Source organism: Streptomyces sp. UG1, assembly GCF_049974585.1.
Taxonomy (GTDB): Bacteria; Actinomycetota; Actinomycetes; order Streptomycetales; family Streptomycetaceae; genus Streptomyces.
This window is the reverse complement of record NZ_JBNGGG010000007.1, coordinates 24,884-50,631: the sequence shown is the minus strand read 5'-3', so window position 1 is coordinate 50,631 and position 25,748 is coordinate 24,884. Positions and strand designations below refer to the sequence as shown.

The following is a 25,748-nucleotide window of genomic DNA, read 5'->3' as shown; positions in this document are numbered from 1 at the left end:
GAAACCCATGCAGATCGCGATGGTCCTCTACGACCGCTTCACCGCCCTCGACATCGTCGGCCCCTACGAGGCCCTGAGCCGACTCCCGGACGCACAGGTCGACTTCGTCGCCGAGACCGCCGGCCCGGTCCGCGCCGACACGGGATTCCTGGCCATCACCGCCGACAAGACCCTGGCCGACGTACCGCACCCCGACATCCTCGTGGTGCCGGGCGGCCCCGGAACCTTCGCCGAGATCGAGAACGAAACGCTCCTGCAGTGGCTCAGGACCGCCGACACCACGAGCACCTGGACGACCTCCGTCTGCACCGGCTCGCTGCTCCTGGCCGCCGCGGGCCTCCTCGACGGCCGCCGCGCCACGACCCACTGGCTCACCCTCGACTTCCTGCCGCAGTACGGAGCCGAGCCCACGGGTGAGCGAGTCGTGCCGGACGGCAAGTACATCACTGCCGCCGGCGTCTCCTCGGGCATCGACATGGGGCTGGCCCTGGTCGGGAGGATCGCCGGTGACGAACACGCCCAGGCGGTGCAGTTGCTCACCGAATACGACCCGCAGCCGCCCTACGACGCGGGATCCCCGCAGAAGGCGCCCGCGCACCTCGTCGAGGAGTTCCGCACGAACAGCCGCTTCAGCCTGGTGTAGGCACGTTCCAGGTGAAGCGCGGCTGCCTGCGCTCCAGGAACGCGGCGACCCCCTCCGCGGTGTCACCGCTCCCGCGCGCCTGCTCCGCCCAGTGATCGTCACGGTCGGTGCGCCCGCCTGCGAACTCCTTGGCCGCGGCCTGCGTCAACTGCGAGCGCGACGCCAGGATCCGGGTGAACTCCGCGACCCGCTTGCCGAGTTCGCCCTCGGGCAGCACCTCGTCCACCAGTCCCGTACGCAGCGCCCGCTCCGCGTCGATCAACTCGCCGGAGAACAGCAGGTACTTGGCGGTGGCGGGCCCCACCAGCGACACCAACCTCCGCGTGGACGACGCCGCGTACACGATCCCGAGCTTCGCCGGAGTCACCCCGAACAGCGACCCCTCCTCGGCGAACCGCAGATCGCACGCCGCCGCGAGCTGCGACCCGCCGCCCACGCAGTGCCCCCGAATCGCGGCGAGCGTCGGCTTCGGGAAGGCCGCCAGCGCCTCCTCGGCGGCCACGGCCAGGGTCTGCGCCTCCTGCGGCGACCCTTGCAGCGTGGAGATGTCGGCGCCCGCGCAGAACGTCCCGCCCTCGCCGGTCAGCACCAGCACCCGTACGGCCGGATCGGCGGCCAGCGTCTCCAGCAGCGGCGGCAGGGCGCGCCACATCGCGGCCGTCATCGCGTTGCGCTTGGCCGGGTGGTGGATGACGACGGTTGCGACCGAGTCGGTGACGCCGTGCAGCAACTGGGGCTCCATGCGGCGGATGCTATCCGCTCGCGCCGACAGCGCCGCCCCGCGGGCGCCGCCAAACCCGTACAACCCGAATAGTTCGCCAAGTCGGCATGAGCGGCACAGGAGTGGTCCCACAACTGACCGCGTCATACGCCAACGATCAGAATCGCTCGATACTCGCTGACTTCTGTTCAGTCCTTCGGTCCGGACCTGCGCGTTACCAACACTCGACGTGTGGTGACAATCGAGCGCGAGGGTGGCGACCGGACGATGGAGAACCACGGGCGCGGGTCCGGCCCACGCCCAGCAGGCGGCGCGGACGAACCCCTCGGATCCCGGCCGCCTGATCCACTGCCGTACGAGGGGGTCTGGCGGTTCACCGCCCCCGCCGTCGACGCCTCGGTCCCGCAGTCCCGGCACGCCGTACGGGACCTGCTGCACCGCCAGGGCGTACCGGTCTCGGACGACATGGTTCAGGGCGTGCTGCTGATCGTGTCGGAGCTGGTCACGAACGCCGTCCGGCACGCGGCGCTGCTGTCGCCGATGCTCGCCGTGGAGGTCGCCGTCGGCGCCGAGTGGCTGCGGGTGTCCGTGGAGGACAACCATCCCTACCGCCCGACCGCCTTGGAGGCCGACCACGGCCAGACCGGGGGCCGGGGCCTGCTCCTGGTGCGCGAGATCGCCAGGGAGGCGGGGGGCGTGTGCGATGTCGAGCACACGGCGAGCGGCGGCAAGGTGATCTGGGCCGCGGTGCCGCTCAAGCCCGTGCACGTGCCCTAGCGAGTCCACCGGATCTTCCGGCCCCCGGGCTCCGTGGGCCGGAAGGCACGTGCCGGGTGGCCGTCACCAGCCTGCCGACGGTCCCGTCAGCTCGCGCACGGCGGGTCGGGCCGCGTCCAGCACGGTCATGAACCAGGACGAGAAGGTGTCCTTGGCATGCCGCTCGGCCAGTTCGGCCGGGGTCACGAAGGCCGTCGCGCCGACCTCCTCGGGGTCCGGCCGCAGCGGGGACTGCACCATCCCGACGAAGAGGTGGTTGTACTCCTGCTCCACCAGACCCGAGTCCGGGTCCGGGTGGTTGTAGCGGACCGTGCCGGCCTCCGCGAGCAGCGACGGGGAGACGCCGAGCTCCTCGTAGGTACGCCGGGCCGCCGCCGCGAAGGGCGCCTCGCCGGGGTAGGGGTGGCCGCAGCAGGTGTTGGACCACACGCCGGGGGAGTGGTACTTGCCGAGCGCCCGCTGCTGGAGCAGCAGCCTGCCGTGCTCGTCGAACAGGAACACCGAGAAGGCGCGGTGGAGCTGTCCGGGCGGCTGATGGGCGGCGAGCTTCTCAGCGGTGCCGATCGTCACACCGTTCTCGTCGACGAGTTCCAGCAAAATCGCGTCAGCGGCGCCGTTCGACGGACTGTGCGTCGCGGTGGCAGGTGTGATCGGCATACCCATCCTTCACATCGGTCTTGCGCCCCAAGTGTGCCGTACGAATCCGGCACTCCCGGCAGTTGATCGTGCCCGGCGCGGCGGGCACGGAACCGTCCGCGCGGGCGCTGTGAGCATGAGGACGCGACTGACCACCGGATCGCTGCATTCCGTCCGTACTGACGTCTTGTCGGACCGCACGGTTGTTTCAGTGGCAGAGCCGCGCCTCGTGCTCGGCGTGCCCGCTCGGCTCCAGTTGGAAGGTGCAGTGCTCCACGTCGAAGTGGTCACCGAGGCAGCCCTGGAGTTCGTGCAGCATCTTCTCGTGGCCGATCGCGTTCAGGACGTCGGAGCGCACCACCACATGGGCCGACAGCACCGGCATGCCGGACGTGATCGTCCAGGCGTGCAGGTCGTGGACGTCCTCGACCCCGTCCAGGGCGAGTATGTGGGCCCGCACCTGTGTCATGTCGACGCCCTTGGGGGCCGACTCCAGCAGGACGTCGAGGGTCTCGCGCAGCAGCTTGAGGGTGCGCGGCACGATCATCAGGCCGATGACCAGCGAGGCGATCGGGTCGGCGGCCTGCCAGCCGGTGGCCAGGATCACCGCCGCGGAGACCAGCACCGCGAGCGAGCCCAGCGCGTCCGCGGCCACCTCCAGGAACGCGCCGCGCACGTTCAGGCTCTCCTTCTGGCCCCGCATCAGCAGCGTCAGCGAGATCATGTTCGCGACCAGGCCGATCGCGCCGAACACGATCATCAGGCCGCCCTCGGTGTCCGCGGGCGTGAGGAACCGCTGGATCGCCTCGTACAGGACATAGCCGCCGACGCCCAGCAGGAGCAGACAGTTGGCGAGGGCGGCGAGGATCTCCGCGCGGGCGTAGCCGAAGGTGCGCGTCGCGCTCGGCGGGCGGTTCGCGAAGTGGATCGCCAGCAGGGCCATGCCCAGGCCCAGCGCGTCCGTCGCCATGTGCGCCGCGTCGGCGATCAGCGCGAGCGAGTCCGCGACCACACCGCCGATGATCTCGACCACCATGACACCGAGCGTGATCGACAGCGCGACGCGCAGCCTTCCGCGGTACGCGGCCGCCGCCGTACCGGTGGTGGGCGCGTGTGAGTGCGCGTGCCCGTGATCGTGCCCAGCCCCCATGAAAAGCCGCCCTTCCGTGTCCGCCGGACGATCGGAATCTCCGTCCCGGGATCACAGTGAACTACGGGTGGGGGGTATCGGGCAACGCGGCACTGAACACCGTTGTCATGTGCCCTGACCTGCGGAAACGATTCGCAGGTCAGGGTGTTGCGCATGATCAGAGGCCGTGGTGCAGCCGCCAGCCCCGCCACGCCGACTCGACCATCTCGGGTACCGAGCGCCGGGCCGTCCAGTCGAGCCGCTCGGCGGCCAGCGCGGCGGAGGCGACCGCGCGGGGCGCGTCCCCGGGCCGCCGGGCCTCGACGACGGCGGGGCGCCGGTCGCCGGTCACCTCGCCGATGACGGTGATCAGCTCACGCACCGAGACCCCCTCGCCGCGGCCGATGTTGACCGTCAGATCGCCACTCGCGCCCGCCTCGGTGAGCCGCCGGGCCGCCGCCAGATGCGCCTCGGCGAGATCGGCGACATGGATGTAGTCACGGATACAGGTGCCGTCCGGCGTCGGATAGTCGTCGCCGAAGATCCGTGGGGCCTCATCGCGGGTGAGCCGGTCGAAGACCATGGGGACGATGTTGAAGACGCCCGTGTCGGCCAGCTCGGGCGCGGCGGCGCCCGCGACGTTGAAGTAGCGCAGACACACGGTCGAGATGCCGTACGCTCGGCCCGCCGCCCGCACCAGCCACTCCCCGGCGAGTTTGGTCTCGCCGTACGGGTTCACCGGGGCGCACGCGGTGTCCTCCGTGATGAGATCCACATCCGCACTGCCGTAGACGGCGGCGGACGAGGAGAACACGAACCGCTCGATCCCGGCCTCCGCGACCGCCTCGAGCAGCGTGCCGAGACCGCCCACGTTCTCCCGGTAGTAGCGCGTCGGCTGCGCCACGGACTCGCCGACCTGCTTGCGCGCCGCGAGATGCACCACACCCGTCACCGCGTGCTCGGCGAACACCCGCTTCAGCAGCTCACCGTCCAGCGAGGAACCCTCGACGAGCGGGACCTCCGAGGGGAGTCGCGCGGGGTGCCCGGCCGAGAGATCGTCCAGTACGGCGACCCGCTCCCCGGCGCCGGTCATGGCCCGCGCCACATGTGCCCCGATGTAGCCGGCTCCGCCTGTGATCAGCCATGTCATGGTCGCCCACCCTATGCCGCGGCATCGACGGTGGAACCAATGTCCCCGATGTCCCGTCTGTGACTACGGGTTTGTGAGCGGGACCCCGAATCCTTGATGATGATCGCGGCAGAGCTCTGGGCAAACCGCGTTGATCGCTCCGCCAAACGGGTGGTGAACGTCGGCTTCCATTCATCCGATAGCCTCTGCCGACATGCCGCCCGGGGCCTAGGTCCCGGGCGCCTCCACACGTGCACATGACCGGCGCGGACACGCCGGCACCCAGGGAGTGAGTTCGGTTGTCGACCGCCATCCTCACCGGTCAGCCGGTCCCCGGATCGTCGATCGAGGGCGATCTGCGGTCCCTCGGCTACGACATACGGGTCGCCGCCGACCCGGCCGACGCCGAGACCCTCCTCGCCCAGGTGCCCGGCGACCAGCGCGTCGCCGTGGTCGACACCCGCTTCGTCGGCCACCTGCACGCGCTGCGCCTCGGCCTGACCGACCCCCGCTTCCCGCTCGCCGCGATCCCGGGCGCCGTGACCGCGCAGCCGGCCGGCCGTCAGGCCCTGACCCGCGCGATGGCCCGCGAGGCCTCCGCGGGTGGCGGTGCGGCCCTCGCCGTGGACAGCCTCGCCGACCGGATCGTCACCGCCCTCGACGACGACGGCACCGACATCCACCGCCCCGAGCTGGGCAGCCTGGTCGCCGCCGTACCGGCCGACCCGCAGGCCCGCAACGAGGCGCGGCAGGCCGTCGCCGGCGTCGACGACGAGGCCGTACGCCTGAAGTCGGCGGTGAAGTCCCGCGACGGCTTCTTCACCACCTTCTGCATCAGCCCGTACTCCCGCTACCTGGCCCGCTGGTGCGCCCACCGGGGCCTGACCCCCAACCAGGTCACCACCGCCTCCCTCATCACCGCGCTCATCGCGGCGGGCTGCGCGGCCACCGGCACCCGGGGCGGCTTCATCGCCGCCGGCCTGCTGCTGATCTTCTCCTTCGTCCTGGACTGCACCGACGGCCAGCTCGCCCGCTACTCCCTGCAGTACTCCACGCTCGGCGCCTGGCTGGACGCCACCTTCGACCGGGCCAAGGAGTACGCCTACTACGCCGGTCTCGCGCTGGGAGCGGCCCGGGGCGGCGACGACGTATGGGCCCTCGCCCTCGGCGCGATGGTCCTGCAGACCTGCCGGCACGTCGTGGACTTCTCCTTCAACGAGGCCAACCACGACGCCACCGCCAACACCAGTCCCACCGCCGCCCTCTCCGACAAGCTCGACAGCGTCGGCTGGACGGTGTGGGTGCGCCGCATGATCGTGCTGCCGATCGGCGAGCGCTGGGCGATGATCGCCGTCCTGACCGCGGCCACCACTCCTCGTATCACCTTCTACGCGCTGATCGTCGGCTGCGCCTTCGCCGCGACGTACACGACGGCGGGCCGCGTGCTGCGCTCGCTGACCCGCAAGGCCGTGGGGGTCCCCCCAGGCGTTAAGCACTGGGGGAGCACCGACCGGGCGGCGGGGGCGCTGGCGGACCTGGCGGACAGCGGGCCGCTCGCGCAGGGCCTCGCGGGAGCGCTGAAGAAACTGCCCGCGCGCCCCCCGTTCAGCTCGCGCGCCTTCGTCGCGCTCCCGGGTGCCGTGCTCCTCGTCGCCGGCGCATGGCTCGAGCCCTACGGCAGTTGGCTGCCCGTCCTGGGCGCCGTGCTCTACGTCCTCACCTCCGCCGCCGCCGTGGCCCTGCCCCTCAAGGGCGCCCTCGACTGGCTGGTCCCGCCGCTCCTGCGCGCCGCCGAATACGGCACCGTCCTGGTGCTGGCGGCCAAAGCGGAGGTGAACGGAGCCCTTCCCGCGGCTTTCGGCCTGGTGTCGGCCGTCGCCTACCATCACTACGACACGGTGTACCGCATCCGCGGCAACGCCGGAGCGCCCCCGGCCTGGCTGGTGCGCGCCATCGGGGGGCACGAAGGACGGACGCTGCTCGTCACCGTCCTCGCCGCGGTGCTCTCCGCCTCGCAGTTCACGGTCGCGCTCACGGCCCTCGCCGTGGCCGTGGCCCTGGTGGTGCTCTTCGAGAGCATCCGCTTCTGGGTGTCCGCAGGGGCGCCCGCCGTACACGATGAAGGAGAAACCGCATGATCGGCCTCGTGCTGGCGGCCGGCGCCGGACGGCGTCTGCGCCCCTACACCGACAGCCTTCCCAAGGCTCTGGTGCCGGTGGGGCCCGCGGGCATAGAGGGCGAACCAACGGTTCTCGACCTCACCCTCGCCAACTTCGCCGAGATCGGCCTGAGCGAGGTCGCGATCATCGTCGGCTACCGCAAGGAGGCCGTGTACGCGCGCAAGGAAGCCCTTGAGCAGAAGTACGGCCTCAAGCTCACCCTCATCGACAACGACAAGGCCGAGGAGTGGAACAACGCCTACTCCCTGTGGTGCGGCCGTGACGCCCTCAAGGACGGCGTGATCCTCGCCAACGGCGACACCGTGCACCCGGTCTCCGTGGAGAAGACGCTGCTCGCCGCCCGCGGCGACGGCAAGAAGATCATCCTCGCCCTGGACACGGTGAAGAACCTCGCCGACGAGGAGATGAAGGTCGTCGTCGACCCCGCCAAGGGCATGACGAAGATCACCAAGCTGATGCACCCCGCCGAGGCCACCGGCGAGTACATCGGCGTCACCCTCATCGAGGGCGACGCCGCCCCCGAGCTGGCCGACGCCCTCAAGGCCGTGTGGGAGACCGACCCGCAGCAGTTCTACGAGCACGGCTACCAGGAGCTGGTGAACCGCGGCTTCCGTATCGACGTGGCGCCGATCGGCGACGTCAAGTGGGTGGAGATCGACAACCACGACGATCTCGCCCGTGGACGGGAGATCGCGTGCCAGTACTGACCCGGCTGATCCCCTCGCCGGTCGTCGTCGACATCCGCCCGGGCGCCCTCGACGACCTGGGCGCGGTGCTCGCCGACGAGCGCATCTCGCACTCCGGCAAGCTGGCCGTCGCCGTCAGCAACGGTTCCGGCGCCCGGCTGAAGGAGCGGCTCGCCCCGGCGCTGCCGGGCGCCACCTGGTACGAGGTCGGCGGCGGCACCCTCGACGACGCGGTCCGGCTGGCCGGTGACATAAGGGCCGGCCACTACGACGCGGTCGTCGGGCTCGGCGGCGGCAAGATCATCGACTGCGCCAAGTTCGCCTCGGCGCGCGTCGGCCTGCCCCTGGTCGCCGTACCGACGAACCTCGCGCACGACGGCCTGTGCTCGCCGGTCGCCACCCTCGACAACGACGCCGGGCGCGGCTCCTACGGCGTACCGAACCCGATCGCCGTCGTCATCGACCTGGACGTCATCCGCGACGCCCCCGTGCGCTTCGTGCGGGCCGGCATCGGCGACGCCGTCTCCAACATCTCCGCGATCGCGGACTGGGAGCTGGCCAACCGGGTCAAGGGCGAGAAGATCGACGGCCTCGCCGCCGCGATCGCCCGGCAGGCCGGCGAGGCGGTGCTGCGGCACCCCGGCGGCATCGGGGACACCGACTTCCTCCAGGTGCTGGCCGAGGCGCTGGTGCTCAGCGGTATCGCGATGTCGGTGTCGGGCGACTCCCGCCCGTCCTCCGGCGCCTGCCACGAGATCAACCACGCCTTCGACCTGCTCTACCCCAAGCGCGCCGCCGCCCACGGCGAGCAGTGCGGACTGGGCGCGGCCTTCGCGATGTACCTGCGCGGGGCCCACGAGGAGTCGGCCTACATGGCCGAGGTGCTGCGTCGGCACGGGCTGCCGGTGCTGCCGGAGGAGATCGGCTTCACGGACGGCGAGTTCGTCCGAGTCGTGGAGTTCGCTCCCCAGACCCGGCCCGGCCGCTACACGATCCTCGAACACCTCGACCTGACCACCGACCAGATCAAGGACGTCTACGCCGACTATGTCAAGGCCATCGGTAGCTGAACTCCGCCCCGTCGTTCACCCCGCGGGGGTGAAGGACCGGCGCAGCGGTGAGCACTGGATGGGACGCCTCTACATGCGCGAGGTGTCCCTGCGGGTCGACCGCTACCTGGTGAACACCAGGGTCACGCCCAACCAGCTCACGTACCTGATGACCGTCTTCGGTGTGCTCGCGGCCCCGGCACTCCTCGTGCCGGGGATCCCGGGCGCCGTGCTCGGCGTGGTCTGCGTCCAGATGTATCTGCTGCTGGACTGCGTCGACGGCGAGATCGCCCGCTGGAAGAAGCAGTACTCGCTGAACGGCGTCTACCTTGACCGCGTCGGCGCCTACCTCACCGACGCCGCCGTCCTCGTCGGCTTCGGCCTGCGCGCCGCCGACCTGTGGGGCAGCGGCCGTATCGACTGGCTGTGGGCCTTCCTCGGCACCCTGGCCGCGCTCGGCGCGATCCTGATCAAGGCCGAGACCGACCTCGTCGGTGTCGCCCGCCACCAGGCCGGGAAGCCCCCGGTCAAGGAGGCCGCGTCCGAGATGCGCTCCTCCGGCATGGCGCTGGCCCGCAGGGCCGCCGCCGCGTTCAAGTTCCACCGGCTGATCCTCGGCATCGAGGCGTCCCTGCTGATCCTGGTGCTGGCGATCGCCGACCAGGCCCGCGGCGACCTGTTCTTCTCCAGGCTCGGTGTCGCGGTGCTCGCCGGCATCGCGCTGCTGCAGACGCTGCTGCACCTGGTGTCGATCCTCGCCTCCAGCAGGCTGAAGTGAGCGCGCCCATGAAGGTCGGCGCGGTGATCATCACCATGGGCAACCGCCCCGACGAGCTGCGCGCCCTGCTCGACTCGGTCGCCAAGCAGGACGGCGACCGCGTCGAGGTCGTCGTGGTCGGCAACGGCTCGCCCGTCCCGGACGTCCCCGAAGGCGTCCGCACGATCGAGCTGCCCGAGAACCTCGGCATCCCCGGCGGCCGCAATGTCGGCATCGAGGCCTTCGGCCCCAGCGGCCGGGATGTCGACATATTGCTCTTCCTCGACGACGACGGCCTCCTCGCCCACCACGACACCGCCGAGCTGTGCCGCCAGGCCTTCGCGGCCGATCCGAAGCTCGGCATCGTCAGCTTCCGCATCGCCGACCCGGACAGCGGTGTCACCCAGCGCCGCCACGTCCCCCGGCTGCGCGCCTCCGACCCGATGCGCTCCTCCCGGGTCACCACCTTCCTCGGCGGCGCCAACGCCGTCCGCACCCAGGTCTTCGCCGAAGTCGGCGGACTCCCGGACGAATTCTTCTACGCCCACGAGGAAACCGACCTGGCATGGCGGGCCCTGGACGCGGGCTGGATGATCGACTACCGGTCCGACATGGTGCTGTTCCACCCCACGACCGCGCCCTCGCGGCACGCGGTCTACCACCGCATGGTCGCCCGCAACCGCGTCTGGCTCGCCCGCCGCAATCTCCCCGCCCCCCTCGTCCCGGTCTATCTGGGCGTGTGGATGCTGCTCACCCTGGTCCGGCGCCCCTCCCGCCCCGCCCTGCGGGCATGGTTCGGCGGATTCCGGGAAGGGTGGACCAGCCCGTGCGGTCCCCGCCGGCCCATGAAGTGGCGTACGGTGTGGCGGCTGACCCGACTGGGCCGGCCACCCGTCATCTGACAAGCTCGACCCTGAGAGCAACCGGACCGTACCCCGGCCGCAGGTTCATGCCAGTCCCGCACAGGCTGCGCATCTCGAAGACGAAAGTTTCAACTGGTGAGTGAGACAACGCACGACGGCTCGGTCGCGGTGAGCGCGCCGCCGTCGCCCGACGAGGGACTCACGGCGGCCCAGCTCGCCGACAAGTACGGGCTGTCCGTGAGCGGCGCCCGGCCCTCGCTGTTCGAGTACGTCCGCCAGCTCTGGGACCGGCGGCACTTCATCCTCGCGTTCTCGCGGGCGAAGCTGACCGCCCAGTACAGCCAGGCGAAGCTCGGCCAGCTCTGGCAGGTGGCCACCCCGCTGCTGAACGCGGCCGTGTACTTCTTCATCTTCGGCCTGCTGCTGGGCGCCCGGGAGGGTATCCCGCACGAGATCTACGTGCCGTTCCTGGTGACGGGCGTGTTCGTGTTCACCTTCACCCAGAGTTCGGTGCTCGCGGGCGTGAGGGCCATCTCCGGCAACCTCGGCCTGGTGCGCGCCCTGCACTTCCCCCGGGCCTCACTGCCGATCTCGTTCGCGCTGCAACAGCTCCAGCAGCTGCTCTACTCGATGGTCGTGCTCGTCCTGATCATGGTCGGGTTCGGCAGCTATCCCAGCTTGTCGTGGCTGCTGGTGGCGCCCGCGCTCGCCTTGCACTTCGTCTTCAACACGGGCCTCGCGCTGATCTTCGCGCGCATGGGCAGCAAGACCCCCGACCTGGCCCAGTTGATGCCGTTCGTGCTGCGCACCTGGATGTACGCGTCGGGCGTGATGTTCAGCATCCCGGCGATGCTCGAGGGCAGGAACGTGCCGGGCTGGCTCACCGACGTCCTCCAGTGGAACCCCGCCGCGATCTACATGGACCTGGTTCGCTTCGCGATGATCGACGGCTACGGCTCCTCGTACCTGCCCGACCATGTGTGGGCCTTCGCGCTGGGCTGGGCGCTGCTGGCCGGTGCGTTCGGTTTCGTCTACTTCTGGAAGGCGGAGGAGAGGTACGGCCGTGGCTGAGCGGAACACCGACACACGCGTCCCCACCGTCATCGCGGACGAGCTGCACATCGTCTACCGCGTCAACGGCGCCAAGTCCGGCAAGGGCAGCGCCACCGCGGCCCTCAGCCGCATCCTCAAGCGCGGTGAGGAGCGCGGTGTGCGCAAGGTGCACGCCGTACGGGGCGTCTCCTTCGTCGCCTACCGCGGCGAGGCCATCGGCCTGATCGGCTCCAACGGCTCCGGCAAGTCCACCCTGCTGCGCGCCATCGCCGGCCTGCTCCCGGCGGAGCAGGGCAAGGTCTACACCGACGGCCAGCCCTCGCTGCTCGGCGTGAACGCGGCGCTGATGAACGACCTCACCGGCGAGCGCAACGTCATATTGGGCGGGCTGGCCATGGGCATGTCCCGCGAGCAGATCAAGGAGCGCTACCAGGACATCGTCGACTTCTCCGGCATCAACGAGAAGGGCGACTTCATCACGCTCCCCATGCGCACCTACTCGTCCGGCATGGCGGCCCGGCTGCGGTTCTCCATCGCGGCCGCCAAGGACCACGACGTCCTCATGATCGACGAGGCGCTGGCCACCGGCGACCGCAAGTTCCAGAAGCGCTCCGAGGACCGCATCCGCGAGCTGCGCAAGGAAGCCGGCACCGTGTTCCTGGTCAGCCACAACAACAAGTCGATCCGGGACACCTGCAACCGCGTGCTGTGGCTGGAACGCGGCGAGCTGCGCATGGATGGACCGACGGACGAGGTCCTCAAGGAGTACGAGAAGTTCACGGGCAAGTAGTCCACCCGGACATGGGCCGTACGGCCCAGTGAGCTTCCCGGAACCCCGCCGGAACTGTCCCGGCGGGGTCCGCGTCTGCAAAGGAGACGTCAACTCCGGTCGGCGTCAGGAATCTTGACGCCAATCGGTGTGTTCTTGTGATGTGCAGGACACCCGTACGGGCCACGCTGCGTTGTACAACGTAAGCTGTACCGGTACCGAAACGCGGCAAGTGGGGCGATAAGGCACGACACCCTCTCTCCGGGCTGCGGCGCGGACATCCGGGCGGCGTGTCCGAAATAGTGTGCATTGGGTCCGCGGTGTAGAACGGGAGATGTGACGGCAATGGCTACGGAAACTCCCCGGCTGAACGCATCCGCCTGCGCCGTCCCCGCCCCGGGCAGTCCACGGTGAGGGCGACCGGCGCGCCCGCAGACGATCCGGAGCGCGGCACGCTCGACAAGGCCGCCGCGGAGAACTTCCCCGTGGCACCGTTCTTCCTGCCCAAGGCCTGGCGAGCCGACCTCATGGCCGTCTACGGCTTCGCCCGCCTCGTCGACGACATCGGCGACGGCGATCTCGCCCCCGGCGGCGCCGACGCCCGGCTGCTCGGCGTGGCGCCCGAGGAGTCCGAGGACCCCCTGATCCTGCTCGACGCCCTCGAGGCCGATCTGCGCCGGGTCTTCGACGGCACACCGCGCCACCCCCTGCTGCGCCGCCTCCAGCCGACGGTCCGCCGCCGCTCGCTCACCCCCGAGCCCTTTCTCGGCCTGATCGCCGCCAACCGCCAGGACCAGCTCGTCGGGCGCTACGAGACCTACGACGATCTCCTTGCCTACTGCGAACTGTCCGCCAACCCCGTCGGCCGTCTCGTCCTCGCCGTCACCGGGACTCAGACCCCCGAGCGGATCCGCCGCTCCGATGCGGTGTGCACGGCGCTGCAGATCGTCGAGCACCTCCAGGACGTCGCCGAGGACCTCGGCCGTGACCGGATCTATCTGCCCGCCGCGGACATGAAGCGCTTCCACGTCCAGGAAAGCGATCTCGCGGCGAAGACCGCGGGCGCATCGGTGCGCGCACTGGTTGCATACGAAGCCGAACGTGCCCGGAACCTCCTGAATGAAGGCACCCCCCTGGTGGGTAGCGTCCACGGCAGGCTCAGGCTGCTGCTCGCGGGTTTCGTGGCGGGGGGAAGGGCGGCGATCCGTGCGATCGCCGCCGCGGAATACGACGTACTTCCCGGCCCGCCCAAGGCCAGCAAGCTCCAGTTGCTGCGTGAGGTGGGCGTGACTCTGCGAGGAGAGGGGTGATCCGGACCGTGGAGTCTGCACCACACGCGTCCGCACCGGTACTCGCCGCCTACCGCTACTGCGAGGCCGTCACCGGACAGCAGGCACGGAACTTCGCCTACGGCATCAGGCTGCTGCCCACGCCCAAGCGCCGCGCCATGTCGGCGCTGTACGCGTTCTCGCGCCGTGTCGACGACATCGGCGACGGCGCCCTGACCGACGACGTCAAGGTCGCCAGACTCGAGGACACCCGCCGGCTCCTGACCCGGATCCGGGACCGGGCCGTCGACGAGGACGACATCGACCCCGTGGCCGTCGCCCTCGCCCACGCCGCCGACACCTTCCCGATCCCGCTCGGCGGGCTGGACGAGCTGATCGACGGCGTCCTGATGGACGTACGCGGCGAGACCTACGAGACCTGGGACGACTTGAAGCTCTACTGCCGCTGTGTCGCGGGTGCCATCGGGCGGCTGTCTCTCGGGGTCTTCGGCACGGAACCGGGCGCGCGCGGCGCCGAGCGCGCTCCCGAGTACGCCGACACGCTGGGGCTCGCGCTGCAGCTCACCAACATCCTGCGCGACGTCCGTGAGGACGCCCAGGGAGGGCGCACCTATCTGCCCTCCGACGACCTCGCCAAATTCGGCTGCTCGGCCGGCTTCAGCGGGCCGACGCCACCGGAGGGCTCCGACTTCGCGGGCCTCGTGCACTTCGAAGTGCGTCGGGCCCGCGCCCTTTTCGCCGAGGGCTACCGGCTGCTCCCCATGCTCGACCGGCGCAGCGGCGCCTGTGTCGCCGCCATGGCCGGCATCTACCGCCGCCTCCTCGACCGCATCGAGCGCGACCCGGAGGCCGTGCTGCGCGGCCGCGTCTCGCTGCCCGGGCGCGAGAAGGCGTACGTCGCCGTGCGCGGCCTGAGCGGTCTGGACACCCGGCATGTGACCCGCCGTACCGTCAGGAGGCGCGCCTGATGGACATTCCGGTCCAAGGTGATGCCACCGGCGAAAAGCGGCGGGCAACCCTCCGCCGCCGAGCCGCGTCCCTGACTGAGACGACCGGCCGTGCACCGTTCAAGCACCGGCGCGGCGGTCGCGCAGGGGAGGGTGCACGATGACCGACGGCACGCGGCCGGAAGGGTCGCTCGCTCACACCCCGGGACGCTCCGGGCGGGACGCCGTCGTGATCGGCGGCGGGCTCGCCGGCATCACCGCCGCGCTCGCCCTCGCCGACGCCGGAGTGCGCGTCACCCTGCTCGAGGGCCGGCCGAGGCTCGGTGGCCTGGCCTTCTCCTTCCAGCGCGGCGACCTCACCGTCGACAACGGCCAGCACGTGTACCTGCGCTGCTGCACCGCCTACCGCTGGTTCCTCGACCGCATCGAGGGCACAGCGCTGGCGCCGCTGCAGGATCGTCTCGACGTGCCCGTCCTCGACGTCGCCCGGCCCGAGGGCCGACGGCTCGGCAGGCTGCGGCGCGACGCGCTGCCCGTACCCCTGCACCTGGGCCGGAGCCTGGCGACGTATCCGCATCTCTCCCTCGCCGAACGCGCCAAGGTCGGTCGTGCCGCGCTCGCGCTCAAGGGGCTCGACCTCGCCGATCCGACCCTGGACACCCAGGACTTCGGCGGCTGGCTGGCCGCGCACGGTCAGTCGGCGCGTGCCGTCGAGGCCCTGTGGGACCTGGTCGGGGTCGCCACCCTCAACGCGGTCGCGGGCGACGCCTCGCTGGGGCTCGCCGCGATGGTGTTCAAGACCGGTCTGCTGTCCGACCCGGGCGCGGCCGACATCGGATGGGCGCGCGTCCCGCTGGGCGAACTGCATGACCGGCTGGCCCGCAAGGCGCTCGACTCGGCGGGCGTTCGTATCGAGGTCCGTACACGCGTCACCTCCATCTCCTGTGACGAGAACGGACGCCTACGCGTTCAGGTTCCCGGCGATACGCACCACGCGGACGCGGTCGTGCTCGCCGTGGCCCAGCGCGAGGCACACGACCTGCTGCCCGACGGCGCCCTCGACGCCCCCGGACGGCTCCTGGAGATCGGCACCGCGCCGATCCTCAACGTCCATGTCGTCTACGACCGCAAAGTGCTCAGCAGGCCGTTCTTCACCGCCCTGGGCACCCCGGTCCAGTGGGTGTTCGACCGCACCGAGGCCTCCGGGCTCCGGGACGGCCAGTACCTCGCCCTGTCCCAGTCGGCCGCGCAGGACGAGATCGACGAACCCGTAGCCGCCCTGCGCGAGCGCTATCTGCCCGAGCTCGAGCGGCTGTTGCCCGGCGCGCGCGGCGCCGAGGTCAAGGACTTCTTCGTGACCAGGGAGCGCACCGCGACCTTCGCTCCCACCCCCGGCGTCGGGCGGCTGCGGCCCGGCGCCCGCACCAAGATCCCCGGCCTCTGCCTGGCCGGAGCGTGGACCGCCACCGGGTGGCCCGCGACCATGGAGAGTGCGGTCCGCAGTGGCGTGAGTGCGGCCGAAGCCGCGCTGAGCGCCCTGGGCCGGCCCCGCCCCAGTCACCTCTTCGACGTGGAGGAGGCGGCCTGATGATCCATCAGCTCGGGGCGGCAGGCCCCCGCACCCCCGGTACCGCAACAAGAGGAGAGACTGTGCCCACTGTGCCCCCGGCCGAGAAGGCCGCTCGAGAGACCGCGGTGGACGTGACCGCGCTCCTGGAGCGCGGTAGGACCCTGACCACCCCGGTACTGCGGGCGGCCGTCGACCGCCTGGCCCCTCCCATGGACACCGTTTCCGCCTACCACTTCGGCTGGATCGACGCCGACGGCAACCCCACGGCCGGGGACGGCGGCAAAGCCGTACGCCCCGCTCTCGCGCTGCTCTCCGCCGAGGTCACCGGCGCCGCGCCCGAGGTCGGCATCCCCGGCGGCGTCGCCGTCGAACTGGTCCACAACTTCTCACTCCTGCACGACGACCTGATGGACGGCGACGAACAGCGCCGCCACCGCGACACGGTGTGGAAGGTGCACGGCCCCGCCCAGGCCATCCTCGTCGGCGACGCCCTGTTCGCCCTCGCCAACGAACTGCTGCTGGAGCTGGGCACCGTGGCGGCGGGGCGTGCCACCCGCCGCCTGACCACCGCCACCCGCGCCCTCATCGACGGGCAGGCGCAGGACATCTCCTACGAGCACCGCGACCGCGTCAGCGTCGAGGAGTGCCTGGAGATGGAGGGCAACAAGACCGGCGCCCTGCTCGCCTGCGCCTCCTCCATCGGCGCGGTGCTCGGCGGCGCGGACGACCGCACCGCCGACACCCTGGAGAAGTACGGCTACCACCTGGGCCTCGCGTTCCAGGCCGTCGACGACCTCCTCGGCATCTGGGGCGACCCGGTCTCCACCGGCAAGCAGACCTGGAGCGACCTGCGCCAGCGCAAGAAGTCCCTGCCGGTCGTGGCCGCGCTCGCGGCGGGCGGACCCGCCTCCGACCGGCTCGGCGAGATCCTCGCCGCCGACGCCAAGGCCAGCGACTTCGAGAACTTCTCCGAGGAGGAGTTCGCGGCCCGCGCCGCCCTCATCGAGGAAGCGGGCGGCCGCGAGTGGACCGCCGAAGAGGCGCGCCGGCAGCACACCATCGCCGTCGAGGCCCTCGACACCGTCGACATGCCCGAACAGGTGCGGGCGCAGTTCACGGCGCTGGCCGACTTCGTCGTCGTGCGAAAGAGATGATCACCACCAGGCGAAAAGAGATGATCAGTATCGGTCGAATAGCCCTCGCGTAGTCGCCGGCCGGTGCCGCTGGACCCAGCGCACCGGCCGACGGCGGACCCACAGCAGACGCACTACCTGTAGCACTGCACGAAGGGGAAGCCATGACAGCGACGACCGACGGAAGCACCGGGGCAGTGCCGCCTCGGGCCGCCGCGGCCAGCGACACCGACAGCGAGACACCCGTGGCGGCCGGGGTGCACGAAGCCGCCCGGCGCGCGGCAGCGCGCGCCACCGACTTCCTGCTGGCGAAGCAGGACGCCCAGGGCTGGTGGAAGGGCGACCTCGAGACCAACGTCACCATGGACGCCGAGGACCTGCTGCTCCGTCAGTTCCTCGGGATCCGCGACGAGAAGACCACGCAGGCCGCCGCCCTGTTCATCCGCGGCGAGCAGCGCGAGGACGGCACCTGGGCCACCTTCTACGGCGGACCCGGCGAGCTCTCCACCACCATCGAGGCCTACGTCGCCCTCCGCCTGGCCGGCGACGCCCCGGACGCCCCGCACATGGCGAGGGCCTCCGCCTGGATCCGTGAGCAGGGCGGCATCGCCGCATCCCGCGTCTTCACCCGGATCTGGCTCGCCCTGTTCGGCTGGTGGAAGTGGGAGGACCTGCCCGAACTCCCGCCGGAGCTGATCTACTTCCCGAAGTGGTTCCCGCTCAACATCTACGACTTCGGATGCTGGGCCCGGCAGACCATAGTCCCCCTGACGATCGTCTCCGCGAAGCGTCCGGTGCGGCCCGCGCCGTTCCCGCTCGACGAACTGCACACCGACCACGCACACCCCAACCCGCCCACGCCCCTCGCCCCGGCGGCCAGTTGGGACGGCGCCTTCCAGCGGCTCGACAAGGCCCTGCACCAACTGCGCAAGGTCGTCCCGCGCAGGCTGCGCAGAGCCGCGATGAACAGCGCCGCCCGCTGGATCGTCGAGCGGCAGGAGAACGACGGCTGCTGGGGCGGCATCCAGCCGCCGGCGGTGTACTCGATCATCGCGCTGCGGCTGCTCGGCTACGACCTCGAACACCCGGTGATGCGCGAGGGGCTGGCGTCCCTGGACCGCTTCGCCGTGTGGCGCGAGGACGGGGCCCGGATGATCGAGGCCTGCCAGTCACCGGTGTGGGACACCTGCCTCGCCACCATCGCGCTCGTGGACGCGGGCGTGCCCGCCGATCATCCGCAGCTCGTCAAGGCCGCCGACTGGATGCTCGGCGAGGAGATCGTCCGGACCGGCGACTGGGCCGTACGGCGGCCCCAACTGCCCCCGGGCGGCTGGGCGTTCGAGTTCCACAACGACAACTACCCCGACATCGACGACACCGCCGAGGTGATCCTCGCGCTGCGCCGCGTCAAGCACCACGACCCGCAGCGGGCGGAGCGGGCGATCGGGCGCGGGGTGCGCTGGAACCTCGGGATGCAGTCGAGGAACGGGGCGTGGGGCGCCTTCGACGTCGACAACACCAGCCCGTTCCCCAACCGGCTGCCGTTCTGCGACTTCGGCGAGGTCATCGACCCGCCGTCGGCGGACGTCACCGCGCACGTCGTCGAGATGCTCGCGGTCGAGGGCCTCGCCCACGACCCGCGCACCCGGCGCGGCATCCGCTGGCTGCTCGCCGAGCAGGAGCCGGACGGCTCGTGGTTCGGGCGCTGGGGCGTGAACTACGTCTACGGCACCGGATCCGTCGTACCCGCCCTCGTGGCCGCCGGCATCCCGGGCTCGCACCCGGCGATCCGCCGCGCCGTCACCTGGCTGGAGTCGGTCCAGAACGACGACGGCGGCTGGGGCGAGGACCTGCGCTCCTACAAGTACGTCGAGGAGTGGAGCGGCAAGGGCGCCTCGACCGCCTCGCAGACCGCGTGGGCCCTGATGGCGCTGCTCGCGGCGGGCGAGAAGGACTCCAAGGCCGTCGAGCGCGGCGTCGAGTGGCTCGCGGCCACCCAGCGCGAGGACGGCTCCTGGGACGAGCCGTACTTCACCGGCACCGGCTTCCCCTGGGACTTCTCCATCAACTACCACCTCTACCGGCAGGTCTTCCCGCTCACCGCGCTCGGCCGGTATGTGCACGGGGAGCCCTTCGCCAAGAAGCCCGAGCCGTCACTCGTCGAGGCCAAGGGGAGCTGATGAGCCCACAGCCCGCCCCGGCCCCGCTGCTGATCGCCTGCGCGCTCGGCATCGAGCAGCTCGCCCTGCGCGCCGGCGAGCGCGGCGGGGCGGGCGGGCCGGTCACCGTGCTCCGTACCGGCATGGGGCCCCGTGCGGCCGAACGCTCCGTCACCCGTGTCCTGGCGGACCCCGCCCTCAGCAGGGCGGCCGTACTCGCCACCGGCTTCTGCGCGGGGCTCGCCCCCGGGATGCACCCCGGCGATCTGGTCGTCGCCGAGGAGACCCGGGATCCGGCGGGAACCGTTCCGTGCGTGGCAACCGACCTACTCGTCAAAGAACTCGCACGGACCATCCCCGGCCGCACCGTCCACACCGGACCGCTCACCGGCTCCGATCATGTCGTCCGAGGTCAGGAACGGTCCGATCTGCTCGGGACCGGCGCAATCGCGGTCGACATGGAATCGGCGGTCACGCTTCTGAGCGCCGTACGCACGGGCGAGCGCCCGGTTGCGGCCGTCCGGGTGGTCGTGGACGCTCCAGAACATGAACTCGTCCGGATCGGCACGTTGCGCGGTGGAATATCGGCTTTCCGCGTCCTTCGTGCCGTTCTGCCCGCATTCTACGAATGGCACCGTTCTTTGCTGCTCCCCAGGAGGTGAGCCAGATGGCCATGCCACTGCGTCAGTCCATCAAGGTCGCTACGTATTTGGCAGAACAAAAGCTCCGCAGGCGTGACAAGTTTCCGCTCATCGTCGAGCTGGAACCGCTGTTCGCCTGCAACCTCAAATGTGAGGGCTGCGGCAAGATCCAGCACCCGGCCGGCGTACTGAAGCAGCGGATGCCCGTCGCCCAGGCCGTGGGGGCGGTGCTCGAATCCGGCGCGCCAATGGTGTCCATCGCCGGTGGTGAGCCCCTGATGCACCCGCAGATCGACGAGATCGTGCGGCAGCTCGTGGCCAAGCGGAAGTACGTCTTCCTGTGCACCAACGCCATGCTGCTGCGCAAGAAGATGGACAAGTTCAAGCCCTCGCCCTATTTCGCCTTCGCCGTGCACATCGACGGCCTGCGCGAGCGCCACGACGAGTCCGTGGCGAAGGAGGGCGTGTTCGACGAGGCGGTGGAGGCGATCAAGGAGGCCAAGCGGCGCGGCTTCCGGGTCACCACCAACTCGACCTTCTTCAACACCGACACCCCGCAGACCATCATCGAGGTGCTCAACTACCTCAACGACGACCTGAAGGTCGACGAGATGATGATCTCGCCCGCATATGCCTACGAGAAGGCCCCCGACCAGGAGCACTTCCTGGGCGTCGAGCAGACCCGCGAGCTGTTCAAGAAGGCCTTCGCGGGCGGCAACCGGCGCCGCTGGCGGCTCAACCACTCCCCGCTGTTCCTCGACTTCCTCGAGGGCAAGGTCGACTTCCCGTGCACCGCCTGGGCGATCCCCAACTACTCCCTCTTCGGCTGGCAGCGCCCCTGCTACCTGATGAGCGACGGATACGTTCCCACGTACCGCGAGCTGATCGAGGACACCGACTGGGACAAGTACGGCCGCGGCAAGGACCCGCGCTGCGCCAACTGCATGGCGCACTGCGGCTACGAGCCCACCGCCGTCCTCGCCACCATGAGCTCGCTCAAGGAGTCGCTGCGCGCCATGCGCGAGACGGTCTCCGGAAACCGGGAGTGACGTCATGACCGCCATCCCCTTGGGCGTCCCCGAGGTACCGGTCCGGCCGATCGCCGAGCGGCGCGTGTCGCGGCAGATCCGCGTCGGCCCGGTGGCGGTCGGGGGCGGTGCCCCGGTGTCGGTGCAGTCGATGACGACGACCCGTACGTCCGACATCGGCGCGACGCTGCAGCAGATCGCCGAGCTGACGGCCTCCGGCTGCCAGATCGTGCGGGTGGCCTGTCCGACACAGGACGACGCCGACGCGCTCGCGACGATCGCCCGCAAGTCCCAGATCCCGGTGATCGCGGACATCCACTTCCAGCCGAAGTACGTGTTCGCGGCGATCGAGGCCGGCTGTGCGGCCGTACGGGTGAATCCCGGGAACATCAAGCAGTTCGACGACAAGGTCAAGGAGATCGCGCGGGCCGCCAAGGACCACGGCACGCCGATCCGGATCGGGGTCAATGCCGGGTCGCTGGACAAGCGGCTGCTGCGGAAGTACGGCAAGGCGACGCCGGAGGCCCTGGTCGAGTCGGCGCTGTGGGAGGCGTCGCTCTTCGAGGAGCACGACTTCCGGGACATCAAGATCTCGGTGAAGCACAACGACCCGGTCGTGATGATTGAGGCGTACAAGCAGCTCGCGGCCCAGTGCGACTATCCCCTCCACCTCGGTGTGACGGAGGCGGGTCCGGCGTTCCAGGGCACGATCAAGTCGGCCGTCGCCTTCGGCGCGCTGCTGTCCCAGGGCATCGGCGACACCATCCGGGTGTCGCTGAGCGCCCCGCCCGCCGAGGAGGTCAAGGTCGGCATCCAGATCCTTGAATCGCTGAACCTCAGGCAGCGGCGGCTCGAGATCGTCTCCTGCCCGTCGTGCGGGCGGGCGCAGGTCGACGTCTACAAGCTGGCCGACGAGGTCACGGCCGGCTTGGAGGGCATGGAAGTGCCGTTGCGGGTGGCCGTGATGGGCTGTGTGGTCAACGGTCCCGGGGAGGCGCGAGAGGCGGATCTGGGGGTCGCCTCCGGCAACGGCAAGGGTCAGATCTTCGTGAAGGGCGAGGTCATCAAGACCGTCCCCGAGTCCAAGATCGTCGAGACCCTGATCGACGAGGCGATGAAGATCGCCGAGCAGATGGAACAGGACGGGGCCGCATCGGGCGCCCCCACCGTCACGGGGAAACCGGCAGTGACTGTGAAGTGAAGCAAGGCACGGACCGAGAGGGGGCCCGAGCGTGACGATTCTGGAGAGCATCCGGGGACCACGCGACCTGAAGGCGCTGTCCGAGGCGGAACTCGGTGAACTGTCCGACGAGATCAGGGAGTTCCTGGTGCACGCGGTCGCCAGGACCGGCGGACATCTCGGGCCCAACCTGGGGGTGGTGGAACTCTCCATCGCGCTCCACCGGGTCTTCGAGTCGCCGGTCGACCGCATCGTCTGGGACACCGGTCACCAGAGCTACGTACACAAGCTGCTGACGGGACGTCAGGACTTCTCCAAGCTGCGCGGCAAGGGCGGCCTGTCCGGCTACCCCTCGCGCGAGGAGTCCGAGCACGACATCGTCGAGAACAGCCACGCCTCCACCGCGCTCGGCTGGGCGGACGGGCTCGCCAAGGCCCGTCAGGTGCAGGGGGAGAAGGGGCATGTCGTCGCGGTGATCGGCGACGGGGCGCTGACCGGCGGGATGGCCTGGGAGGCGCTGAACAACATCGCGGCGGCCAAGGACCGGCCGCTGATCATCGTCGTCAACGACAACGAGCGGTCGTACGCGCCGACCATCGGCGGTCTGGCGAACCATCTCGCGACCCTGCGCACCACCGACAGCTACGAGAAGGTCCTGGCCTGGGGCAAGGACGTACTGCTGCGGACCCCGCTGGTGGGCAGCACGATCTACGAGTCCCTGCACGGCGCGAAGAAGGGGTTCAAGGACGCCTTCGCGCCGCAGGGCATGTTCGAGGACCTGGGCCTGAAGTACGTCGGCCCGATCGACGGCCATGACATCGGGGCCGTCGAGTCCGCGCTGCGGCGGGCCAAGCGCTTCCACGGGCCGGTGCTGATCCACTGCCTCACGGAGAAGGGGCGCGGCTACGAACCCGCCCTCGCCCACGAGGAGGACCACTTCCACACCGTCGGCGTGATGGACCCGCTGACCTGCGAGCCGCTCGCGCCGTCGGGCGGGCCGTCCTGGACGTCGGTGTTCGGGGACGAGATCGTGCGGATCGGCGAGGAGCGGGAGGACGTCGTGGCGATCACGGCGGCCATGCTGCACCCCGTCGGCCTCGGCAAGTTCGCGGAGCGGTTCCCGGACCGGGTGTGGGACGTCGGGATCGCCGAGCAGCACGCGGCCGTGTCGGCGGCGGGGCTCGCCACGGGCGGGCTGCATCCGGTCGTCGCCATCTACGCCACGTTCCTGAACCGAGCCTTCGACCAGCTGCTGATGGACGTCGCGCTGCACCGCTGCGGGGTGACGTTCGTCCTGGACCGCGCCGGCGTCACGGGCGCCGACGGGCCCTCCCACAACGGAATGTGGGACATGTCGATCCTCCAAGTCGTCCCCGGCCTCAGGATCGCCGCGCCCCGCGACGCCGACCAGTTGCGGGCGCAGTTGCGCGAGGCCGTGGCCTGCGACGACGCGCCGACCCTCGTACGGTTCCCGAAGGAGTCGGTGGGGCCGACGATCCCGGCGGTCGACCGGGTGGGCGGTCTCGACGTGCTGCACCGCGACACCGGTGAGCCGGAGGTCCTGCTCGTCGCCGTCGGCGTGATGGCTCCCGTGTGCCTGCAGGCCGCCGAACTGCTGCGGGCCCGCGGCATCGACTGCACGGTCGTCGATCCGCGGTGGATCAAGCCGGTCGACCCCGCGCTCGCGCCGCTCGCCGCACAGCACCGGCTGGTGGCCGTCGTGGAGGACAACAGCCGCGCGTCCGGAGTGGGCGCCGCCGTCGCGCTGGCGCTCGGCGACGCCGATGTCGACGTGCCCGTACGGCGGTTCGGCATCCCGGAGCAGTTCCTCGGACACGCCAAGCGGGGCGAGGTGCTGGCCGACATCGGGCTCACACCCGTGGAGGTCGCCGGACGGATCAGCGCGAGCCTCGCCCTCAAAGAGGCGGAGGAGGGCCTGCCCGACCCTGAGCAGCAGGCCGCCGTCGTGCCAGTCGAGGAGAAAGCCGAATGACCACGGAGTTCGACCTCGGCCACCTCCTCGCCGAGCGCGGAGCCGAGCGCTACGAGCTGCACAGCAGGCACCTCAACCACCAGCTCCCGCGCATGCTGCACACCATCGGCTTCGACAAGGTCTACGAGCGTGCCGAGGGCGCGTACTTCTGGGACGCGGACGGCGACGACTACCTGGACATGCTCGCCGGGTTCGGGGTGATGGGCCTGGGGCGCCACCACCCCGTCGTCCGCACGGCGCTGCACGACGTCCTGGACGCCGGCCTCGCCGACCTCACCCGCTTCGACTGCCAGCCGCTGCCCGGGCTGCTCGCGGAGCGGCTGCTCGCGCACAGCCCGCATCTGGACCGGGTGTTCTTCGGCAACAGCGGGACGGAGGCGGCGGAGACCGCGCTGAAGTTCGCGCGGTTCGTCACCGGGAAGCCGCGGGTGCTGTACTGCGACCACGCCTTTCACGGGCTGACCACCGGCTCCCTGTCGGTCAACGGCGAGTCCGGCTTCCGCGACGGCTTCGCCCCGCTGCTGCCCGACACGGCCGTACCGCTCGGCGATCTCGACGCCCTGGCACGCGAGTTGAAGAAGGGTGACGTGGCCGCCCTGATCGTCGAGCCGATCCAGGGCAAGGGCGTGCACGCGGCCCCGCCCGGCTATCTGCGGGCCGCCCAGGAGCTGCTGCACAAGCACAAGGCGCTGCTCATCGCCGACGAGGTGCAGACGGGGCTGGGCCGGACCGGCGACTTCTACGCCTACCAGCACGAGGACGGTGTCGAGCCGGACCTGGTGTGCGTGGCCAAGGCGCTCTCCGGGGGCTATGTGCCGGTGGGCGCCACCCTCGGCAGGGACTGGATCTTCAAGAAGGTCTACTCGTCCATGGACCGTGTGCTCGTCCACTCGGCGAGCTTCGGTTCCAACGCGCAGGCCATGGCGGCCGGGCTCGCGGTCCTGTCCGTGCTGGAGAATGAGCAGATCGTCGCGAACGCGCGGGCGACCGGGGAGCAGCTCAGGTCCCGGCTGGCGGCGCTCATTGACAAGTACGAGCTCCTTGCCGACGTCCGCGGCCGGGGCCTGATGATCGGCATCGAGTTCGGCCGCCCCGACTCGCTGAAGCTGCGCAGCCGCTGGGCCATGCTCCAGGCCGCGCGCAAGGGCCTGTTCGCGCAGATGGTCGTCGTACCGCTGCTGCGGCGGCACCGGATCCTCACCCAGGTCTCCGGCGACCACCTCGAGGTGATCAAGCTGATCCCGCCGCTGATCATCGGCGAGCGGGAGGTGGACCGGTTCGTCGACGCCTTCACCGAAGTGATGGATGACGCGCACAGCGGCGGCGGGCTGATGTGGGACTTCGGCAAGACGCTGATCAAGCAGGCGGTCGCCAACCGATAAGGCGGGACCGGATTGGGGATTGACCTGGGGCTTT

At 70.5% G+C, this 25,748-nt stretch carries 24 protein-coding genes; 20 read left to right on the top strand and 4 right to left on the bottom strand.

The features are described 5' to 3' along the window. Window positions 1-7: 7 nt before the first annotated feature. Window positions 8-643, top strand: a complete 636-nt coding sequence (locus ACP4J3_RS09795; RefSeq protein WP_426532499.1) for a DJ-1/PfpI family protein — start codon at window positions 8-10, stop codon at window positions 641-643. Here the strand turns inward: ACP4J3_RS09795 and ACP4J3_RS09790 are convergent. After that, a complete protein-coding gene (locus ACP4J3_RS09790; protein WP_426532497.1) occupies window positions 630-1,385 on the bottom strand; it encodes an enoyl-CoA hydratase/isomerase family protein in 756 nt (251 codons plus the stop codon). The two genes, ACP4J3_RS09795 and ACP4J3_RS09790, sit on opposite strands and share 14 nt — an antisense overlap. Before the next feature lie 246 nt (window positions 1,386-1,631). Here ACP4J3_RS09790 and ACP4J3_RS09785 point away from each other — a divergent pair, with 246 nt between their 5' ends. Continuing rightward, window positions 1,632-2,141, top strand: coding sequence for an ATP-binding protein (locus ACP4J3_RS09785; protein WP_426532807.1), 510 nt, complete (start codon window positions 1,632-1,634; stop codon window positions 2,139-2,141). Between the two features lie 63 nt (window positions 2,142-2,204). Here ACP4J3_RS09785 and idi read toward each other — a convergent pair whose 3' ends face one another. The 3 genes from idi to galE form a co-directional block, all read right to left on the bottom strand. Then, window positions 2,205-2,798 carry an isopentenyl-diphosphate Delta-isomerase gene (gene idi, locus ACP4J3_RS09780; protein WP_426532495.1) on the bottom strand — a complete coding sequence of 198 codons (594 nt, stop codon included), beginning with the start codon at window positions 2,796-2,798 and terminating at the stop codon, window positions 2,205-2,207. A gap of 187 nt (window positions 2,799-2,985) precedes the next feature. After that, complete coding sequence (locus ACP4J3_RS09775; RefSeq protein WP_426532494.1) at window positions 2,986-3,927, bottom strand: cation diffusion facilitator family transporter; 942 nt, start codon at window positions 3,925-3,927, stop codon at window positions 2,986-2,988. A 157-nt stretch (window positions 3,928-4,084) separates the two neighbouring features. After that, complete coding sequence (gene galE, locus ACP4J3_RS09770) at window positions 4,085-5,056, bottom strand: UDP-glucose 4-epimerase GalE (protein ID WP_426532492.1); 972 nt, start codon at window positions 5,054-5,056, stop codon at window positions 4,085-4,087. Window positions 5,057-5,334: 278 nt separating this feature from the next. Between galE and ACP4J3_RS09765 the strand changes: the two genes are divergently transcribed. The 18 genes from ACP4J3_RS09765 to ACP4J3_RS09680 all read left to right on the top strand — a co-directional run bounded on the left by ACP4J3_RS09765 (window position 5,335) and on the right by ACP4J3_RS09680 (window position 25,714). Next, on the top strand, window positions 5,335-7,173 hold the full coding sequence (locus ACP4J3_RS09765) for a DUF5941 domain-containing protein (protein ID WP_426532490.1): 1,839 nt from the start codon (window positions 5,335-5,337) through the stop codon (window positions 7,171-7,173). Then, entirely contained in the window at window positions 7,170-7,922 is a 753-nt protein-coding gene (locus ACP4J3_RS09760) for a sugar phosphate nucleotidyltransferase (RefSeq protein ID WP_426532488.1), read from the top strand. The genes ACP4J3_RS09765 and ACP4J3_RS09760 overlap by 4 nt, the downstream gene beginning before the upstream one ends. Next, complete coding sequence (locus tag ACP4J3_RS09755) at window positions 7,910-8,971, top strand: iron-containing alcohol dehydrogenase family protein (RefSeq protein ID WP_426532486.1); 1,062 nt, start codon at window positions 7,910-7,912, stop codon at window positions 8,969-8,971. The genes ACP4J3_RS09760 and ACP4J3_RS09755 overlap by 13 nt, the downstream gene beginning before the upstream one ends. Further along, window positions 8,949-9,728 (top strand): CDP-alcohol phosphatidyltransferase family protein, encoded by a 780-nt coding sequence (locus ACP4J3_RS09750; protein WP_426532484.1) that lies wholly within the window; start codon window positions 8,949-8,951, stop codon window positions 9,726-9,728. The genes ACP4J3_RS09755 and ACP4J3_RS09750 overlap by 23 nt, the downstream gene beginning before the upstream one ends. An 8-nt stretch (window positions 9,729-9,736) precedes the next feature. After that, on the top strand, window positions 9,737-10,609 hold the full coding sequence (locus ACP4J3_RS09745; protein WP_426532805.1) for a glycosyltransferase family 2 protein: 873 nt from the start codon (window positions 9,737-9,739) through the stop codon (window positions 10,607-10,609). A 96-nt stretch (window positions 10,610-10,705) separates the two neighbouring features. Then, window positions 10,706-11,641 (top strand): ABC transporter permease, encoded by a 936-nt coding sequence (locus tag ACP4J3_RS09740; protein ID WP_426532482.1) that lies wholly within the window; start codon window positions 10,706-10,708, stop codon window positions 11,639-11,641. Next, on the top strand, window positions 11,634-12,413 hold the full coding sequence (locus ACP4J3_RS09735) for an ABC transporter ATP-binding protein (RefSeq protein ID WP_426532480.1): 780 nt from the start codon (window positions 11,634-11,636) through the stop codon (window positions 12,411-12,413). Before ACP4J3_RS09740 ends, ACP4J3_RS09735 begins: the two co-directional genes overlap by 8 nt. Before the next feature lie 389 nt (window positions 12,414-12,802). Then, window positions 12,803-13,702: a squalene synthase HpnC gene (hpnC, locus tag ACP4J3_RS09730; RefSeq protein ID WP_426532478.1), complete on the top strand. Its 900-nt coding sequence runs from the start codon at window positions 12,803-12,805 to the stop codon at window positions 13,700-13,702. After that, window positions 13,699-14,649, top strand: a complete 951-nt coding sequence (hpnD, locus tag ACP4J3_RS09725) for a presqualene diphosphate synthase HpnD (protein WP_426532476.1) — start codon at window positions 13,699-13,701, stop codon at window positions 14,647-14,649. The genes hpnC and hpnD overlap by 4 nt, the downstream gene beginning before the upstream one ends. Further along, window positions 14,649-14,792 carry a DUF6380 family protein gene (locus ACP4J3_RS09720; RefSeq protein ID WP_426532474.1) on the top strand — a complete coding sequence of 48 codons (144 nt, stop codon included), beginning with the start codon at window positions 14,649-14,651 and terminating at the stop codon, window positions 14,790-14,792. Before hpnD ends, ACP4J3_RS09720 begins: the two co-directional genes overlap by 1 nt. Next, on the top strand, window positions 14,789-16,216 hold the full coding sequence (hpnE, locus tag ACP4J3_RS09715; protein ID WP_426532472.1) for a hydroxysqualene dehydroxylase HpnE: 1,428 nt from the start codon (window positions 14,789-14,791) through the stop codon (window positions 16,214-16,216). Before ACP4J3_RS09720 ends, hpnE begins: the two co-directional genes overlap by 4 nt. After that, window positions 16,216-17,352 (top strand): polyprenyl synthetase family protein, encoded by a 1,137-nt coding sequence (locus ACP4J3_RS09710; protein ID WP_426532470.1) that lies wholly within the window; start codon window positions 16,216-16,218, stop codon window positions 17,350-17,352. Before hpnE ends, ACP4J3_RS09710 begins: the two co-directional genes overlap by 1 nt. Window positions 17,353-17,495: 143 nt before the next feature. Next, window positions 17,496-19,511 (top strand): squalene--hopene cyclase, encoded by a 2,016-nt coding sequence (gene shc, locus ACP4J3_RS09705; RefSeq protein WP_426532468.1) that lies wholly within the window; start codon window positions 17,496-17,498, stop codon window positions 19,509-19,511. Next, window positions 19,511-20,152, top strand: a complete 642-nt coding sequence (locus tag ACP4J3_RS09700) for a 1-hydroxy-2-methyl-2-butenyl 4-diphosphate reductase (RefSeq protein ID WP_426532466.1) — start codon at window positions 19,511-19,513, stop codon at window positions 20,150-20,152. Before shc ends, ACP4J3_RS09700 begins: the two co-directional genes overlap by 1 nt. 5 nt (window positions 20,153-20,157) lie before the next feature. Then, window positions 20,158-21,180 carry an adenosyl-hopene transferase HpnH gene (hpnH, locus tag ACP4J3_RS09695; RefSeq protein ID WP_426532464.1) on the top strand — a complete coding sequence of 341 codons (1,023 nt, stop codon included), beginning with the start codon at window positions 20,158-20,160 and terminating at the stop codon, window positions 21,178-21,180. A gap of 4 nt (window positions 21,181-21,184) precedes the next feature. After that, on the top strand, window positions 21,185-22,360 hold the full coding sequence (gene ispG / locus ACP4J3_RS09690) for a flavodoxin-dependent (E)-4-hydroxy-3-methylbut-2-enyl-diphosphate synthase (protein WP_426532462.1): 1,176 nt from the start codon (window positions 21,185-21,187) through the stop codon (window positions 22,358-22,360). A gap of 31 nt (window positions 22,361-22,391) precedes the next feature. Further along, on the top strand, window positions 22,392-24,332 hold the full coding sequence (dxs, locus tag ACP4J3_RS09685) for a 1-deoxy-D-xylulose-5-phosphate synthase (protein WP_426532460.1): 1,941 nt from the start codon (window positions 22,392-22,394) through the stop codon (window positions 24,330-24,332). Then, window positions 24,329-25,714, top strand: a complete 1,386-nt coding sequence (locus ACP4J3_RS09680; RefSeq protein ID WP_426532458.1) for an aspartate aminotransferase family protein — start codon at window positions 24,329-24,331, stop codon at window positions 25,712-25,714. The genes dxs and ACP4J3_RS09680 overlap by 4 nt, the downstream gene beginning before the upstream one ends. Window positions 25,715-25,748 lie beyond the last annotated feature (34 nt).

Bases quoted from the DNA above. Each gene is read 5' to 3' on its own strand.
- ACP4J3_RS09795 (WP_426532499.1), top strand. From the start codon at position 8: ATGCAGATCGCGATGGTCCTCTACGACCGCTTCACCGCCCTCGACATC.
- ACP4J3_RS09790 (WP_426532497.1), bottom strand. From the start codon at position 1,385: ATGGAGCCCCAGTTGCTGCACGGCGTCACCGACTCGGTCGCAACCGTC.
- ACP4J3_RS09785 (WP_426532807.1), top strand. From the start codon at position 1,632: ATGGAGAACCACGGGCGCGGGTCCGGCCCACGCCCAGCAGGCGGCGCG.
- idi (WP_426532495.1), bottom strand. From the start codon at position 2,798: ATGCCGATCACACCTGCCACCGCGACGCACAGTCCGTCGAACGGCGCC.
- ACP4J3_RS09775 (WP_426532494.1), bottom strand. From the start codon at position 3,927: ATGGGGGCTGGGCACGATCACGGGCACGCGCACTCACACGCGCCCACC.
- galE (WP_426532492.1), bottom strand. From the start codon at position 5,056: ATGACATGGCTGATCACAGGCGGAGCCGGCTACATCGGGGCACATGTG.
- ACP4J3_RS09760 (WP_426532488.1), top strand. From the start codon at position 7,170: ATGATCGGCCTCGTGCTGGCGGCCGGCGCCGGACGGCGTCTGCGCCCC.
- ACP4J3_RS09750 (WP_426532484.1), top strand. From the start codon at position 8,949: ATGTCAAGGCCATCGGTAGCTGAACTCCGCCCCGTCGTTCACCCCGCG.
- ACP4J3_RS09745 (WP_426532805.1), top strand. From the start codon at position 9,737: ATGAAGGTCGGCGCGGTGATCATCACCATGGGCAACCGCCCCGACGAG.
- ACP4J3_RS09720 (WP_426532474.1), top strand. From the start codon at position 14,649: ATGGACATTCCGGTCCAAGGTGATGCCACCGGCGAAAAGCGGCGGGCA.
- hpnE (WP_426532472.1), top strand. From the start codon at position 14,789: ATGACCGACGGCACGCGGCCGGAAGGGTCGCTCGCTCACACCCCGGGA.
- ACP4J3_RS09710 (WP_426532470.1), top strand. From the start codon at position 16,216: ATGATCCATCAGCTCGGGGCGGCAGGCCCCCGCACCCCCGGTACCGCA.
- shc (WP_426532468.1), top strand. From the start codon at position 17,496: ATGACAGCGACGACCGACGGAAGCACCGGGGCAGTGCCGCCTCGGGCC.
- ACP4J3_RS09700 (WP_426532466.1), top strand. From the start codon at position 19,511: ATGAGCCCACAGCCCGCCCCGGCCCCGCTGCTGATCGCCTGCGCGCTC.
- hpnH (WP_426532464.1), top strand. From the start codon at position 20,158: ATGGCCATGCCACTGCGTCAGTCCATCAAGGTCGCTACGTATTTGGCA.
- ispG (WP_426532462.1), top strand. From the start codon at position 21,185: ATGACCGCCATCCCCTTGGGCGTCCCCGAGGTACCGGTCCGGCCGATC.
- ACP4J3_RS09680 (WP_426532458.1), top strand. From the start codon at position 24,329: ATGACCACGGAGTTCGACCTCGGCCACCTCCTCGCCGAGCGCGGAGCC.